Raw genomic sequence first — 14,905 nt, forward strand, 5'->3', positions numbered from 1 at the left:
AGAGATAAAATTGAGTAATAAATATATGGAAGCTGGAGTAAGTTTAGAAGCAGGATATGAATCAGTAAGAAGAATAAAGAGTCATGTTGAAAGAACTAAGATAAAAGGTGCCATGAATAGTTTAGGAGCTTTTGGAGGAATGTTTGATCTATCGGAACTAAAAATGAAAGAACCAGTACTTGTTAGTGGAACTGATGGAGTTGGAACTAAATTGATGTTAGCATTTGAAATGGATATACATGATACGATAGGTCAAGATGTAGTGGCTATGTGTGTCAATGATGTCTTGGTGCAGGGCGCTATGCCTCTATATTTCTTAGATTATATAGCTGTTGGGAAAAATTATCCTGAACAAATAGAGAAAATTGTGAAAGGTGTTGCAGATGGATGTGTATTGGCAGAGTGTGCTCTTATAGGTGGAGAAACAGCTGAAATGCCTGGGATGTATGAACTGGGACACTATGATATTGCTGGATTTACTGTTGGAGCTGTAGAAAAATCAAAATTGATAACAGGAAAAAATGTCCACGAAGGAGATATTTTAGTAGGTGTTCAATCAAGTGGAGTTCATTCAAACGGATTTTCTTTGGTTAGAAAAATCATAAAAGATGCTGACCTAAATTTAAATGAATATTATGATGAGTTAGGAAAAAAACTAGGAGATGAGTTACTGACTCCAACAAGGATATATGTGAAAATAGTTAAAGAAATTTTAAAAGAAGTAGTTGTTAATGGAATGTGTCATGTTACTGGTGGAGGATTTTACGAGAATATTCCAAGAATAATTCCAAAGGAATTAGGAGTTAGTATAGACACTAGAAATATAGATGAGTTGAAAATATTTAAATTTTTAGAAAAAAAAGGACAAATACCTAAAAATGAGATGTACAATGTGTTTAATATGGGAATTGGATTTATTTTTGTAGTGTCTAAGGATGAAGCTGAAAAATTGATAGAAATTTTGGAAAAAAATGGGGAAAAGCCAATGGTTATGGGAGAGGTCGTTAAAAAATCTGGAGTAGAATTAAAATGGTAAATATCGCAATTTTTGCTTCTGGAAGTGGAAGTAATTTTGAGAGAATAGTAAGAGCTAAAATGTCAGGAGAAGCTGATGGGTATATTATTAAACTTTTAATTGTGGATAAGGAAGATGCTTTTGCAGTTGAAAGAGCTAAAATGTTGGGGGTAAAGTATAGGGTTGTAAATCCAAAAGATTTTATTTCTAAAAAAGAATTTGAGCTAAATATAATTGAAATACTAAAACAAGAAATTGTGGATTATATTGTATTAGCGGGTTATATGAGAATAATATCGTCAACTCTTTTGAATGAGTATACACATAAAATAATTAATATACATCCAGCATATCTTCCAGAGTTTCCTGGAAAAGATGGTATTAAAGATGCTTTTGATGCAAAAGTAAAACAAACAGGAATAACTATTCATTTTGTAGATAATGGAATTGACACCGGAGAGATTATTTATCAAGAGAGATTAAAAATAGATTCGAATTGGAATTTGAATGATTTGAGAAAAGAGATTCATAATATAGAGCATAAAATATATCCTATTGTTTTAACAAGGTTATTTAAAAAAGGGGAGAATAGATGAAACGTGTACTGATAAGTGTATCTGATAAAACAGGAATAATTGAATTTGCTAAGGAGTTAGTAAATTTAAAATATGAGATTATTTCAACTGGTGGAACAAAGAAAGTTTTGGAAGAGGCAGGAATTAAAACAGTAGGAATATCTGAAGTTACAAATTTTCCAGAAATAATGGATGGAAGAGTAAAAACTCTACATCCAAACGTCCATGGCGGACTTCTTTGCGTCAGAAGTAATGAAGAACACATGAAGACTTTAGAGGAAAATAGAATTGAGTTAATAGATATGTTGATTGTTAACTTGTATCCTTTTAAAAATACTTTAGAAAAAAAAGGAGTAATTCATGATGAATTGATCGAGAATATAGATATCGGTGGACCAAGTATGCTAAGATCAGCTGCTAAAAATTATGAATTTGTAACTGTTGTTGTAGATCCAAAGGATTACGGAAAAGTGCTTTTAGAAATTGCTAGAAAAGGCGACACGGAACTTTTAACAAGAGAAAAGTTTGCCGCAAAAGTATTCAGGCATACAGCGAGTTATGATTCTATAATTGCAGATTATTTAACCGAAAAAACAGGGGAAGAGTTTCCAGAATCAATTACAGTGAGCTACGAAAAAGTTCAAGATTTAAGATACGGTGAAAATCCACATCAAAGAGCTGGGTTTTATAAAAATGTACGTACAGGATATTCGGTTGTCCAAGGAAAGCAATTGCATGGGAAAGAGTTGTCATACAACAATATTCAGGATATGAATTCGGCACTAGAGATATTAAAAGAATTCTCTTCTCCTACAGTTGTGGCTGTGAAACATATGAATCCATGCGGAGTTGGCAGTGGTGTAAATATTTTAGAAGCTTGGGAGAGGGCACACAAAAGTGATTCAATATCAATATTTGGTGGAATAGTGGTGTTTAATAGAGATGTAACAAAGGAGATAGCAGAAAAGATATCGGAGCTTTTTCTGGAGATAGTTGTAGCACCAGGGTATGAAAGTGAAGCCTTTGAAATAATATCAAAAAAGAAAAATATTAGAATAATAAAATTGAATATGAATTTAAAGCTTAAAAATAGAAGAAAATTGATATCAGTTATGGATGGAGTATTAATTCAGGAGATAGATTTGAAATCTATAACAGAAGAAGAGTTGGTATGTGTGACAGATCGAAAACCAACAATAAAAGAGTTGGAAGATTTAATGTTTTCATGGAAAGTAGTAAAACATGTAAAATCTAATGCTATTGTGATAGCGAAAGGAGATCAAACTGTTGGAATAGGAGCAGGTCAGATGAATAGAGTGGGAGCTGCTAAGATAGCTTTAGAACAAGCAGGAGAGGGATGCGTCGGAGCAGTGATGGCTTCTGATGCCTTTTTCCCAATGTCGGATACAGTAGAGATGGCAGCTAAATATGGAGTGAGAGCTATTATTCAACCGGGTGGATCGATTAAAGATACCCTTTCTATAGACGAATGCAATAAAAATGGAATAGCAATGGTGTTTACAAAAATTAGGCATTTCAAACATTGATAGCGGGAGGAATTATGAAGGTTTTAGTTGTTGGAAAAGGTGGCAGAGAACATGTCTTAGCTTGGAAAGCGAGTCAGAGTGAATTAGTAAAACATGTTTTTATAGCTCCTGGAAATGTTGGGATGAAAAATATAGGAACTCTAGTTGGAATTGAAGAAGAAAAAATATTGGAATTAGCTGATTTTGCAGAAAAAAACAAAATAGGTTTAACGATAGTTGGACCGGAAAGTGTTTTAGCTCTAGGGATTGTAAATGAATTTGAAAAAAGAGGATTAAAAATATTTGGTCCAACAAAAGAAGCTGCAAAAATAGAAACGAGCAAAGATTTTGCAAAAAAACTTATGAAAAAATACAATGTCCCAACAGGTAATTATGAAACGTTTGATAATATTTTAGAGGCAAAGGTACACTTAGATAATCAATCTGTACCAATTGTTATAAAGGAAGATGGTTTAAAAGCGGGAAAAGGTGTGACAGTTGCGTTTTCAAAAGAAGAAGCTATTGAGGCTTTAGAGATAGCATTTAGTATTTCTGGCAATAAAGTTGTTATTGAGGAATATTTAGATGGATTTGAGTTTTCAATAATAGCCTTAGCAAATGGAGAAACTATAATACCTTTAGAAGTAGCTCAGGATCATAAGAGAGTTTACGATAATGATAAAGGACCTAATACTGGTGGAATGGGAGTTTATTCTCCGGTAGATAGAATCGATAAAACTATAGTTGATGAAACTATTAAAAAGATAGTGAATCCTATGCTTGTAGGAATGAAAAGAGATGGAATCCCTTTTAAAGGATTTATTTTTGCAGGGGTTATGCTAACTGATTCGGGTGTGAAAACAATAGAGTTCAATGCTAGATTTGGAGATCCAGAGGCAGAAGGGATTCTACCAAGACTAAAAACAGATTTTATACAAGTTATTTTAGATGTTTTAGATAATAAAACTCTGGAATTAGAATGGGATAAAAGATATGCTGTAGCGGTTGTAATGGCATCTGAAAATTATCCAAAATCATCAACAATAGGGAGTGATATAGATATCCCTGAAAAGTTAGAATCTTTGGTGTTTCATATGGGGACAAAAATAGAAAAGAACAGATTACAAACAAATGGAGGAAGAGTACTTTCGATAGTATCTTATGGGCATACATTGGAAGAGGCTCAAAGGAATGTTTATAGAGATGTGAAAAAAATAAAATGCAAACAATTGTTTTTTAGGAATGACATAGGATCGAAGATGTGCTATAATAACAAAAATAAATAAAAAAAGACCTGCACAGAATAAAAAAAGTGCGGGTCTTTGTTTAAAACATTAAAAATTTGGAGGGAATAGAACAAATGATGAACGGAAAAATTGTAAAAGAAGCGATTACTTTTGATGATGTTTTACTAGTACCAGCAAGATCAGAAGTTTTACCACATGAGGTAAGTTTAAAAACTAGACTTACCAAGGATATAGAATTGAACGTTCCCGTACTTAGTGCAGCTATGGATACTGTAACAGAAGGAGATTTAGCTATTGCCCTAGCAAGACAAGGAGGAATAGGATTTATTCATAAAAATATGTCAATTGAAGATCAGGCCGCTGAAGTAGATAGAGTTAAGAGAAACGAAAGTGGAATGATAAAAAATCCTGTAACTCTTACTAAAGACTCAACTGTTTGGCACGCAGAAGAGATTATGAGAAGATATAAAATATCAGGACTTCCGGTTATAGAAGACGGATCTTTGATAGGAATAATAACGAATAGAGATTTAAAATATAGAAAAGATATGGATCAATTGGTTAGTGACATTATGACTAAAGAGAATTTAGTAACAGCTCCTGTGGGGACAACTCTTGACCAAGCAAAGGACATATTATTGGAAAATAGAATTGAAAAACTGCCAATAGTTGATGAAGAAGGTAAGTTGAAAGGATTAATAACAATAAAAGATATAGATAATTTAGTTGAATACCCAAGTGCTTGTAAGGATTCTCAAGGAAGACTAAGAGTTGGTGGAGCAGTAGGGATAGGAGCCGACACTTTAGATAGAGTAAAAGCTTTGGTGGATGCAGGAGTAGATATCATAACAGTAGATTCAGCTCATGGGCATTCTAGAGGTGTTATAGAAAAAATAAAAGAGATAAGAGAAGCACATCCTAAATTAAATATAATAGGTGGAAATATAGTGACAGCAGAAGCAGCTGTAGATTTAATAGATGCTGGAGTAAATGCAGTAAAAGTTGGAGTAGGCCCAGGGTCAATTTGTACAACAAGAGTAGTAGCAGGAGTGGGAGTACCTCAATTATCAGCAGTAAATGACGTTTATGAGGTTTGTAAAAATAGAGGAATTGGAGTTATAGCTGATGGTGGAATAAAATTATCTGGAGACATGGTAAAAGCACTTGCAGCGGGAGCAGATTGTGTGATGTTAGGTGGACTTTTAGCAGGAACAACAGAGGCTCCAGGAGAAGAGATGATTTATGAAGGAAGAAGATATAAGGTTTATGTTGGAATGGGATCTATGGTTGCTATGAGAAGAGGATCAAAAGATAGATATTTCCAAAATGATGCTCAGAAGCTTGTTCCAGAAGGAATAGAAGGAAGAGTTTCTTATAAAGGAAGTTTGAAAGATGTTGTGTTTCAACTATGTGGTGGTGTAAGAGCAGGAATGGGATATTGCGGTACTCCAACAATAGAAGATTTAAAAACAAATGGAAGATTTGTTAAAATAACAGGAGCGGGACTTAAGGAAAGCCATCCGCATGATATAATAATAACAAAAGAAGCACCAAATTATTCAAAATAAAAATTCATCAAAAATTTGACATTCTAAAGTTGATTGATTATAATTAAAGAAACTTAATTATAATCGGCAAAATAAAGGAAACTTTATGACGCAAAACTATAGGGTCTTTAAAATGACAGCCAGTTGCAATGATTTTTAAAAATTATTGCAACTTTTTTTTTGAAAAAAATGGGAGGATAGATGAAAAAAATAGTTTTATTGGTATTTGTTTTATTAAATACATACATGTTTACACAAGAGAAAATGAATATAGGCATTCCGGAAAATTACACAGATATGTTTTTATACAAGGATTTAAATAAAGGTGAATACCAAGGAGTTTATGTAGATATTATTTCGGAGATGAATAAAAAATTACAGTTATCTGAAGAGATGGAGTACACTTTGGATGAAAGTGACCAAAATGATATGATATTAAGAACAATAGAAACAACTCAGGGAAAAAAAAAATATACATATATAGATACACCTATGATTTACAGAGTTGCAGTAGTTGTAAATAAAGCATCTAAATTAAATAATATGGGAGATGTTAACTTTCTTAAAGTGGCATATATATCGGGAAATCATGGCATTAAAGAGATTGCAGAAAGATATAGTGGAATAGAGTTAAAGAAATTTGAAGTTAAAAACTTAGATGAGGGATTGGAATATTTGAATTCGGGAGCAGTAGATGCTTTTATTGTTCAAGACTGGAGTGATAAAAACTTTGGTGAGAATGAGTTTAAAGTGATAGAAAATTTAAAGTATAACGAACAACTGGCTGTAAAAAATGTGTCGGGAGAAAATGTTTTAAAAATACAGAAATTTATAGAGGAGTTACCTTCAGAAAAGTTTCAAAGTATATTGAAAAAAAATAGAGTGAAATTTTATAGATACCTTTTAAAAGATACACCGAGTTACGAAAAGGTTTTAGAAAAATATAAAAATATTAAAGTGAAAATAGGGAAAGATGAGTTTTTATTACCCTTCTATTATAAACAGAATAATGTATATCAAGGATTGACGATAAATATAGTGAAAGAGTTGGAAAATATTATGGGGATTCCTTTTGTTTATACTAAAGGGGAAGAGTTTGATGTTGATGGAATAGCTATAGAAAATATTGCTGGAAAAAATAATTACAACTATACAAAACCTTACTATGAAATGAAATTATCAGTTGCAAATAGAAAATCAGATGGATTTGTTCAAAGTGTTTCAGATTTGGATAAATCAAAAGTTTTGGTACTAAAAGGTGATTATAGTTATGAATATTTAAAGAAAGTTTTGAAAAATAGTGAATTAATAGAAGTGGAAACATATGATGAAGGATTGGATAAGTTATTAGACCAGCAAGGGGATTATTTGGTTGGTTATTTTAACATTTTAACGGGAGCTATAACAAACAGTTTTTTAGATGAAAAAATAAAAGTTGCGGGAATACTAAATGAATCCTTTGGAGTAAGCTTGGCTATAAAAAAGGAGGATGTATCACTTTCAAATGTATTGAATACGATACTGGAAAGTTTTACAGTTGACAAAACTGTTGTGGATAATGACTTATTAAAAAATTCAATAGTTGCTCAAAACTATCGGTTGATTGCAAAAGTTGCAATCCCAAGTTTTATCTTTATATTTATATTAATTGTTCTTATAATAAAATCTGAAAAAAATAGAAAAAAAGCGGAAGAGTTAAGTTACTCTTTGGTAGAAGTATTAGAGATGGCAAATAAATTAAACGATGAAGATACAGGGGATCATGTTAAAAGATTAGGGATGTATTCCACTTTATTGTCTCAAAAGATAGGAGTATCTGAGAAATTGGGAGTTGATATTAAGAGATTTTCATCTTTACATGATATAGGAAAAGTAGGAATACCATCTGAAATATTAAAAAAACCATCTAAACTAACAGATGAGGAGTTTAAAAAGGTTAAGGAACATGTAGAGATAGGATATGACCTTGTAAAAAAATTAAAATTAGGAGCTGTTGCAGAAAATATTGTGAGATATCATCATGAAAAATGGGATGGAACAGGTTATCCTTTAGGGTTGAAAGGAGAAGAGATACCTTTGGAGGCTAGAATTGTTTCAATTGTAGATGTCTATGATGCTCTTAGACAAAAAAAATCTCATAGAGAATCTATCTCTCATGAAGAGGCTTTAGATATGGTAGAAAAACAAAAAGGAAGAAGTTTTGATCCAGATTTAGTAGATATTTTTGTTAAAAATAATAAAGAGTTTGAAAAAATTTATGAAGAAAATAAGGAAGCACTGCATTTAGCAACAGAGTTTTACTCTGCAATAAAAAATAAATAGAGAGGTGGAGTTGTTGAGAAAGTATATAAGTATGTTTGTATTTATAGTTATTACAACACTATCCTTTGGAAGTACAGCTATGCAATTAGAAGATTTATCGATAGATGAATATAGTCAACTTAAAGATGAAAAAAATGATGAGGTCAAGCTAATTCAAGCCATTAAGGTCTCGACGGTAGATCCGATCCGTATGAAGGATCAGTATTCAATAAGAGTTGTTAAATATTTATATGATACTCTTTTTATACTTGGAGAAAATGGAGAGGCTAAGCCAAATTTAGTTGAGAAATTTAGCTGGAAAGAGGATAGGATTTTAACATTGAAAATAAAAGAAAATATTTATTTTCATGACGGAAAACAATTGGATTCGATGGGGGTAAAAAACTCATTGGAGAGAATGTTGGATAGAGGGGTTTTTAAAAGTTTTTTTAAGGATGTTGAAAGTATCAGAGTGGTTGACAAAGATTTTTTAGAGATAAAGTTGAAGAGAAAAAACAATTTGTTTATTTCGATGTTGTCCTATTATATGTGCTCTATAACAAAAGAGGATGAAACAGGAAAAGTTATAGGGACAGGACCTTATAAAATTGGTGATATGAAAAATAAAGAGTTAGTATTGTTAAAAAACGAGAGGTACTTCAAAAATATACCTGGAGCAGAAAAGATAACAATATATTATGAGATTAGTGATAGAGGAAGAATGATTTCTTATTATAATGAGAAAGTCGATATTGTGTCGGATATAACTTTAAAAAGATTAAAAAAATGGAAGGAAGACGGTCTTATATCGTCAGATGTGGAAGTTTTAGAGAAAGAAGAAGTAGATACTACAAGTATTATCTTTGGAAATAAAAATGGAATTTTTAAAACTAGAGATAGCAGAAAAGCAATAAAAGCAATAATAGATAAAGAGAAGATATCTGAAAATATTTTCGGCGAAAAATCAGCAAAAACATTTTTCCCGCAACAATTGTTTAAAGCAGAGCTATCTAGAATAGGTAAAGAAGAAAAAACAGATTATACTTTTAAAAATAAACATTTGGAGATAACGATTTTAAATGATGATGTTTCCATGGCGGTGGCAAAAGAGATTAAAAAACAGTTGGAAAAAAATAATTTTGATGTTTCAATTGTTCCTTATCAACAAGAAGCATATTTGATGAAAATAGAGAATAGAGATTATGAACTAGCTGTTTATAATATCATATTTGATGGGAATTATTTAGTTTATAATTTAGGAAAAGTAATGATGTTTGATTTAGGAAATAAAGATATGTATAATGCAACTCAACCTTTTTTAGATATAATGAAAGACGAAAATCAAAAAGAGAATCGAGATAAAATTTATGATAAAGTTGTATCTCTAATAGCTAAAGATGTTCCTTATATACCATTAATACACAGTAAGAAAATAATTATTGGAAATGAAAAAATAAGGAGTCTAGATAGCAAAGGGAGGAATTGATGACAAAGATTATGATATACTTATTTGTGGTGCTAAATACCATAATTTTTGGAAAAATGGTATCTCATCCAAATTTTACGACAATCCAAGAAGAGATTATTCTGGATAGAGCGAGAGTTTTTAATTTAGAGAGCGAAGTATTTAAAATAACTGGATTGGGAAATATGAGTAGACTATATTATTTTATCGGTAACTACGATGAAAGATTTCAAAATAAAAATGGTTCTACAGACTCTATAATTCTTGAAAATGTTAGACTGGTCAAAACTTCCGATATTCATAATGAGACTGGAAATTATATAGAAGGAGTTAATGGGAAAACTTCTTTTAGAATTTTAGGAAAAATTAGAATAAAACCAGATCCAAGAATTTCTGGAGAGTACACTTCACGTGTAACTGTAAGATTTTCAGAGAATAATAGTTCTGTTTCTAGCGAAGAGTTAGTGGAGGTTCAATTTAAGGTTAAAGTATTAAAATCTCTTCAACTGGAAACTACAACGATGGATTTAGGAGGAGCTGTTAGAGGGATGAGGCTTTCGACGAAATCGGGTGGTAATCCAGGATATCTGAGAATATCAGGAGCACCAAGAGCTGAGGTTGAAATAGAATTTCCTGAAAGAGTTTTGATTCAAAATATAAATGATAGTAAAATATTGACAGTGGACATATTAACGACACCTTCATCAGATGGAGGTGAACTAGAAGTTTATTTATCGGATACGGGAAGTTATACAGTGAGATTTGATGGTGAAGTGAAAGATACTTCGAAAGCATCTAGTGGGATGTATAGAGGAAATTTTAAAATACAGGTAAGGTATGACTGATTATGAGAAAAATTGCTAAGAGAGCATATATAGCTATTTTTTTTATTCTCTTTCAATTTGTAAGTTTGAATGCAGAAGACTTGTCAGGTCTTGAAGAAGCGTATGTTGAAGTGAAGAGTAAGCAATTAAAAGATGATTTTTTTATGGTTAAATATAATTTTGAGAAAGATAAAGTTTTTATAGGATTGAAATCACTATATTATTTTTTGGAGATATATTCTTTAAATTTTGATTTAATAGAAAGAAGAATGTCGGGAGAAATTAACGGGAAAAAAATGGGTGTAACTTTTGATAAAAACGAATCGTTTGTTTTAGATGATGATATTTATGTAGAATTAGATACTTTTAAAAAAAAATTAAACTTTAGTAGTGGAGAATGGTCGGGGCAAGACTTGAAATTGACTTTAACTCCAAACTTTACGCTTCCTTACGAAGAGAGAGAAAAAAGTAAGGTAGAAAGATTGAGGTTGAATGGGAAGCAAGAGCAAAAATCTAAGGATATTATAGAGGCGCCGAAGAAGTTTATTTCACCTGGGATTTTGAAGTTTAATATTTCTCTAGATGATTTAGAAAAGGCGGAAAAAAATATCAATCTGGAATATGGAACACAGTTTCTTTATGGAGATTTTTATATAAACCAAGAGATAGAGCCAAAATTGGAATCTCAAAGTTATAGCCTAACATATAACAATATCTATAAAGAAAATGATTTGACATTTGGAGATTATTATATGAAAATTCCTGACTTTTTAAGAATAAACAGCTCTGTTCAAGGAGTAAGCTTTGGAGAAGAAAATACTTATAGTAGAACTTTTGAAAATGTGACGATTATAAAAGGGGATGCACAAGGAGCTGATATAGTTGAATTATATCAAAATGGAATATTATTGGATTATATTCAACCTAAGACAAGATCATTTGAATTTGAAGTTAGGGATAGAAATTATGGTGGAGAATACACGTTAAAAATATATTATCAAAATGGACAGATGGAGACAAGAAAGGTATATACTGTAAACAATTCAAAATTACTAGATAAAAATGAATGGAGTTACAACGTTCAAGTTGGAAAAGGGAGTTTGGATAATTACGAACAAAAAATAGCAGAAGTTCGATATGGTCTTACAGAGGATATTAGTTTTGGTATGGGAAGCATGGAGTTACAAAGTGAAAGTGGGAAAAAATTTAATATATTAAAAAATGATCTTATTTATAGAGTTGGATTTAATTATTATCCAACTCTGATTAGCTTACAAAGTTTTTATGAAACAAAAAAACAAGAAGAAAGTTATGAAGTCAGAGTTGATCAAAGGATAAAAAGTTATGAGGTGACCTTTAAGCATAATAAATATTCCAAATATTTGGGAGAAGATAATAGACTTCAAGAATATAATTCTGTAGGAATAACAAAAAACTTTTTAAATAATAGAATAGCTTTGGGATATCAAGAAGAGGTGGATATTTTTAGCGAAGAAAAAGAAAAAGGGTATTTTTTAAGCTTTGAAAATAGAAGTTTTAGGGATTGGTCGTTTATTTTAGATTCTGAAATAAGTAGAAATAAATCTAAAGAAAAGAAAATAGAGATAAATCCTGGTGTGAGTTATAGCGGAATAAATGGAATAACTGCATTGTTCCAAGCGGATATAGAAAAAAACAAAAAAAATACAAATGTTGAATATTCTTTTAAAGTTTTAGGAAGAAGACAAAGAGTTAAATCAGCATCGTTAGAATATACATTTGGAGTGGAAACAACTTATAATGATGAGGACAAAGGGAAAATGAGCATGGACTTTACAGTTTACTTTGATAATTATCTATATTTAGAGTTGCCAGTGCGTAGAGATGAAAAAAATAAAGTTCAGATTGGACTAACAGCTGAAAAAGCGATAGATTTAAGTGATTTAAAAAGAAATGTCAAAGATAGACAGGTTGATAATTCTTGGATATATGGAAAAGCTTATATTGATTCAAACAATAATGGGAAATATGATGAGCATGAAAAAACTTTGTCAAATATTGAGGTTGTGGCAGATGGGCAAAGATCTATTTCAAATGAAAATGGAGAATATGTAATTTCTGGAGTCCTTCCGTTAAATAAATATAAAGTTGAAGTGAACAGAAAAACAATAGATCCAATGCTTATACAATCTAGAAGCGGAGATCTTGTTGAAACAAAATCATCTATTGGTACAAGGTATGATATTCCTGTACAGGCAGTTTCTATGGTGACTGGAAATATTCTAGCGGGTGAAGAAATAAGCTCAAAAGAGATGGTAAGAATACTGAGTATGACGACTGTAATTTTAGAAAAAAATGGTGAAGTTTATAAAGAGATCGACCCTGAGTTTGATGGTATGTTCTTCTTTGAGGATGTTATACCAGGGAATTATCAAATGAAGTTTATATATTTAGGAAACGAATTTGTAGGATTTTCTAAGGATGTTTTAGATGTTGATGTGAAATTGGAAAAAGATGATGAGGGAGAGTACTTTGAAGGATTTGATGTAGTAGTAAATAAATCCGAAGATAAAAAAGAAAAGCTTGAATCGATTGATAATGAAGCATATGATATGGATGATATTTTAAATAATTTTTAAAGGAGAGAGAGGTTGAGGAAATTATTTGTAATAAAGCTACTAATTATCTTTACGATAATTGTAAATAACTCCTATTCTAATAAACGAGTAGAAAATATAAATAATAAGAAAATAAGAAACCAGATAATTTATATCTTGAACGAATCTACTCCATTTACAGGAGAGTTAATTGGTCAGGGAGTAAAAGAACAGTATGAAAACGGAATAAGACATGGGAATTTTCAGGGGTATGTCATGGATGAAGATCAGAAGTTGATATATGAAGGTAAATATATCAATGGAATAAAGCATGGTGCTTGGATGATTAAATATCCAACAGGTGAAAGTAAAGTGGTTTTAAAATATAACTATGACAAACCTAGTGGACAATGGACATATTTTTATGAGAATAAAATTTTAGAAGGGCATGAAAGCTTAGAGGATGGTATTCTTGAGGGGAGAGTTGTAAAATACTCTGTAAGTGGAGAATTGTTGACTAAGTTAAACTATAATTATGGTCTTTTAAATGGAGAAGCGGTATTTTTTCATAAGGGAGAGATATTGGAAACAGTAACATATTTTAAATATGGGAAAATAGATGGTGGAATTAAAATTTTTGATAAAAATGCCAATCCAATTTTAGAAGGGGGTTATAAAATTGGAAAAAGAGAGGGGATTTGGAAATTTTTCTATAAAACGGGAGATGTAAAAACAGTTGTAAATTATTTGAACGGATTAAAAGAAGGTGAACTCATTATTTATGATAAAGCTGGATCGATTGCACAAAAAACAACTTTTATCAAAGGAAATGAGATAGATTCTAAAGGGAAGGTAATAAGTGAGAACAAAGAATTTAAGGATTCTATTGTTGATAGGTTTAAAAAATTTAATAGAAATTTAAAATATGAAAAATACGATAAAATATTGAGTGAGATGGAGTGATGAAGATGTTTAGGCTAAGAAAAATAGAGATTTTGATGTTCTTTTTGTTGAGTGTTTGTTCTATGGCGTTTAATTTTAGTGTAGCACCTACAAGATTTGAAGTAGAGTTGGATAAAGTAAATACAAATGAAGTTATATTGATAAATAATACTGCTGAACCAATGAGACTTGAAAGTTTTTTAGAGATACCAAAAGGATACGAAAACTATAATTTAAATGAGAGTATAAAACTTTATCCAAAAATGGTTGCTATAAAACCGGGTGGAAAGCAAATAGTAAGATTTAGAGTGAAACCAAACTCTAGTGTTCAAGCAGGAGAATACAAAAGTTATATTGTATTTAAAGAAATTCCAATAAAAAATAAAGCTACAGAAAAAAAAGATTCGTTAGATGTTCAGATACAGATGATAACAGAGGTAGGAATAAGTATATATGGATATTATGGCGAATTAAATAAAACAATAGATATTTCAAACTTGAAATTCTCTTATAATTCAAAGAGTGACGATTTAAAAATATCGGGAGATGTGGATGCTAAAGGTAACAGTTCTTTAAGAATTACTCAAAAAGTTGAGGTGTTAAATTCTAATGGGAAAGTAATTGAGACTTTAAATGCTCAGTTTGGAAGAAGTTTAAGAAATGGGAAAAGTAAAATAGAAAATGTTGTGAAAGTACAGGAGTTAAAAAATAAAAAAGTGAGATTGACTTTAATGGATTCAGATGGGGAAATTTTGTCGAAAAAAACAAGTCAAACTTTTTAAAAAGTTTAAAATATACAAAGCTAAAATAGCTTTGTATATTTTTTATTTTAAAAAAAATAAAAAAAGTTGTTGACGGAGTTTAAAAATTATGGTACTATTATTTTT

Annotated in this window: 11 protein-coding genes and 1 riboswitch; all 11 genes read left to right on the forward strand. The window is 30.7% G+C overall.

Going from position 1 to position 14,905, the window contains the following annotated elements:
- Positions 1–4 precede the first annotated feature (4 nt).
- Positions 5–1,036, forward strand: coding sequence for a phosphoribosylformylglycinamidine cyclo-ligase (purM, locus tag Q0V67_RS03030; RefSeq protein WP_366938432.1), 1,032 nt, complete (start codon positions 5–7; stop codon positions 1,034–1,036).
- Positions 1,030–1,611, forward strand: a complete 582-nt coding sequence (purN, locus tag Q0V67_RS03035) for a phosphoribosylglycinamide formyltransferase (RefSeq protein WP_297596921.1) — start codon at positions 1,030–1,032, stop codon at positions 1,609–1,611. The genes purM and purN overlap by 7 nt, the downstream gene beginning before the upstream one ends.
- Positions 1,608–3,137: a bifunctional phosphoribosylaminoimidazolecarboxamide formyltransferase/IMP cyclohydrolase gene (gene purH, locus Q0V67_RS03040; RefSeq protein ID WP_297596922.1), complete on the forward strand. Its 1,530-nt coding sequence runs from the start codon at positions 1,608–1,610 to the stop codon at positions 3,135–3,137. The genes purN and purH overlap by 4 nt, the downstream gene beginning before the upstream one ends.
- Positions 3,138–3,151: 14 nt before the next feature.
- Complete coding sequence (gene purD / locus Q0V67_RS03045) at positions 3,152–4,402, forward strand: phosphoribosylamine--glycine ligase (protein WP_297596923.1); 1,251 nt, start codon at positions 3,152–3,154, stop codon at positions 4,400–4,402.
- A gap of 74 nt (positions 4,403–4,476) precedes the next feature.
- Positions 4,477–5,931: an IMP dehydrogenase gene (guaB, locus tag Q0V67_RS03050; RefSeq protein ID WP_297596925.1), complete on the forward strand. Its 1,455-nt coding sequence runs from the start codon at positions 4,477–4,479 to the stop codon at positions 5,929–5,931.
- A gap of 55 nt (positions 5,932–5,986) precedes the next feature.
- A riboswitch (cyclic di-GMP riboswitch) is annotated at positions 5,987–6,062 on the forward strand.
- 49 nt (positions 6,063–6,111) lie between these two features.
- Positions 6,112–8,232 carry an HD domain-containing phosphohydrolase gene (locus tag Q0V67_RS03055; protein ID WP_297596927.1) on the forward strand — a complete coding sequence of 707 codons (2,121 nt, stop codon included), beginning with the start codon at positions 6,112–6,114 and terminating at the stop codon, positions 8,230–8,232.
- 13 nt (positions 8,233–8,245) lie between these two features.
- Positions 8,246–9,697: an ABC transporter substrate-binding protein gene (locus tag Q0V67_RS03060; RefSeq protein ID WP_297596929.1), complete on the forward strand. Its 1,452-nt coding sequence runs from the start codon at positions 8,246–8,248 to the stop codon at positions 9,695–9,697.
- Positions 9,697–10,521: a DUF4402 domain-containing protein gene (locus Q0V67_RS03065; RefSeq protein ID WP_297596931.1), complete on the forward strand. Its 825-nt coding sequence runs from the start codon at positions 9,697–9,699 to the stop codon at positions 10,519–10,521. The genes Q0V67_RS03060 and Q0V67_RS03065 overlap by 1 nt, the downstream gene beginning before the upstream one ends.
- A gap of 2 nt (positions 10,522–10,523) precedes the next feature.
- Positions 10,524–13,118 (forward strand): hypothetical protein, encoded by a 2,595-nt coding sequence (locus tag Q0V67_RS03070; RefSeq protein ID WP_297596933.1) that lies wholly within the window; start codon positions 10,524–10,526, stop codon positions 13,116–13,118.
- Between the two features lie 12 nt (positions 13,119–13,130).
- Positions 13,131–14,039, forward strand: a complete 909-nt coding sequence (locus tag Q0V67_RS03075) for a toxin-antitoxin system YwqK family antitoxin (RefSeq protein WP_297596936.1) — start codon at positions 13,131–13,133, stop codon at positions 14,037–14,039.
- A 5-nt stretch (positions 14,040–14,044) separates the two neighbouring features.
- Positions 14,045–14,800, forward strand: a complete 756-nt coding sequence (locus Q0V67_RS03080) for a fimbria/pilus periplasmic chaperone (protein ID WP_297596938.1) — start codon at positions 14,045–14,047, stop codon at positions 14,798–14,800.
- Positions 14,801–14,905 lie beyond the last annotated feature (105 nt).

The sequence above is a fragment of the uncultured Cetobacterium sp. genome, from assembly GCF_947072685.1.
GTDB lineage: Bacteria > Fusobacteriota > Fusobacteriia > Fusobacteriales > Fusobacteriaceae > Cetobacterium_A.

Bases quoted from the DNA above. Each gene is read 5' to 3' on its own strand.
- Q0V67_RS03055 (WP_297596927.1), top strand. From the start codon at position 6,112: ATGAAAAAAATAGTTTTATTGGTATTTGTTTTATTAAATACATACATG.
- Q0V67_RS03070 (WP_297596933.1), top strand. From the start codon at position 10,524: ATGAGAAAAATTGCTAAGAGAGCATATATAGCTATTTTTTTTATTCTC.
- purD (WP_297596923.1), top strand. From the start codon at position 3,152: ATGAAGGTTTTAGTTGTTGGAAAAGGTGGCAGAGAACATGTCTTAGCT.
- purH (WP_297596922.1), top strand. From the start codon at position 1,608: ATGAAACGTGTACTGATAAGTGTATCTGATAAAACAGGAATAATTGAA.
- guaB (WP_297596925.1), top strand. From the start codon at position 4,477: ATGATGAACGGAAAAATTGTAAAAGAAGCGATTACTTTTGATGATGTT.
- Q0V67_RS03065 (WP_297596931.1), top strand. From the start codon at position 9,697: ATGACAAAGATTATGATATACTTATTTGTGGTGCTAAATACCATAATT.
- Q0V67_RS03080 (WP_297596938.1), top strand. From the start codon at position 14,045: ATGTTTAGGCTAAGAAAAATAGAGATTTTGATGTTCTTTTTGTTGAGT.
- purN (WP_297596921.1), top strand. From the start codon at position 1,030: ATGGTAAATATCGCAATTTTTGCTTCTGGAAGTGGAAGTAATTTTGAG.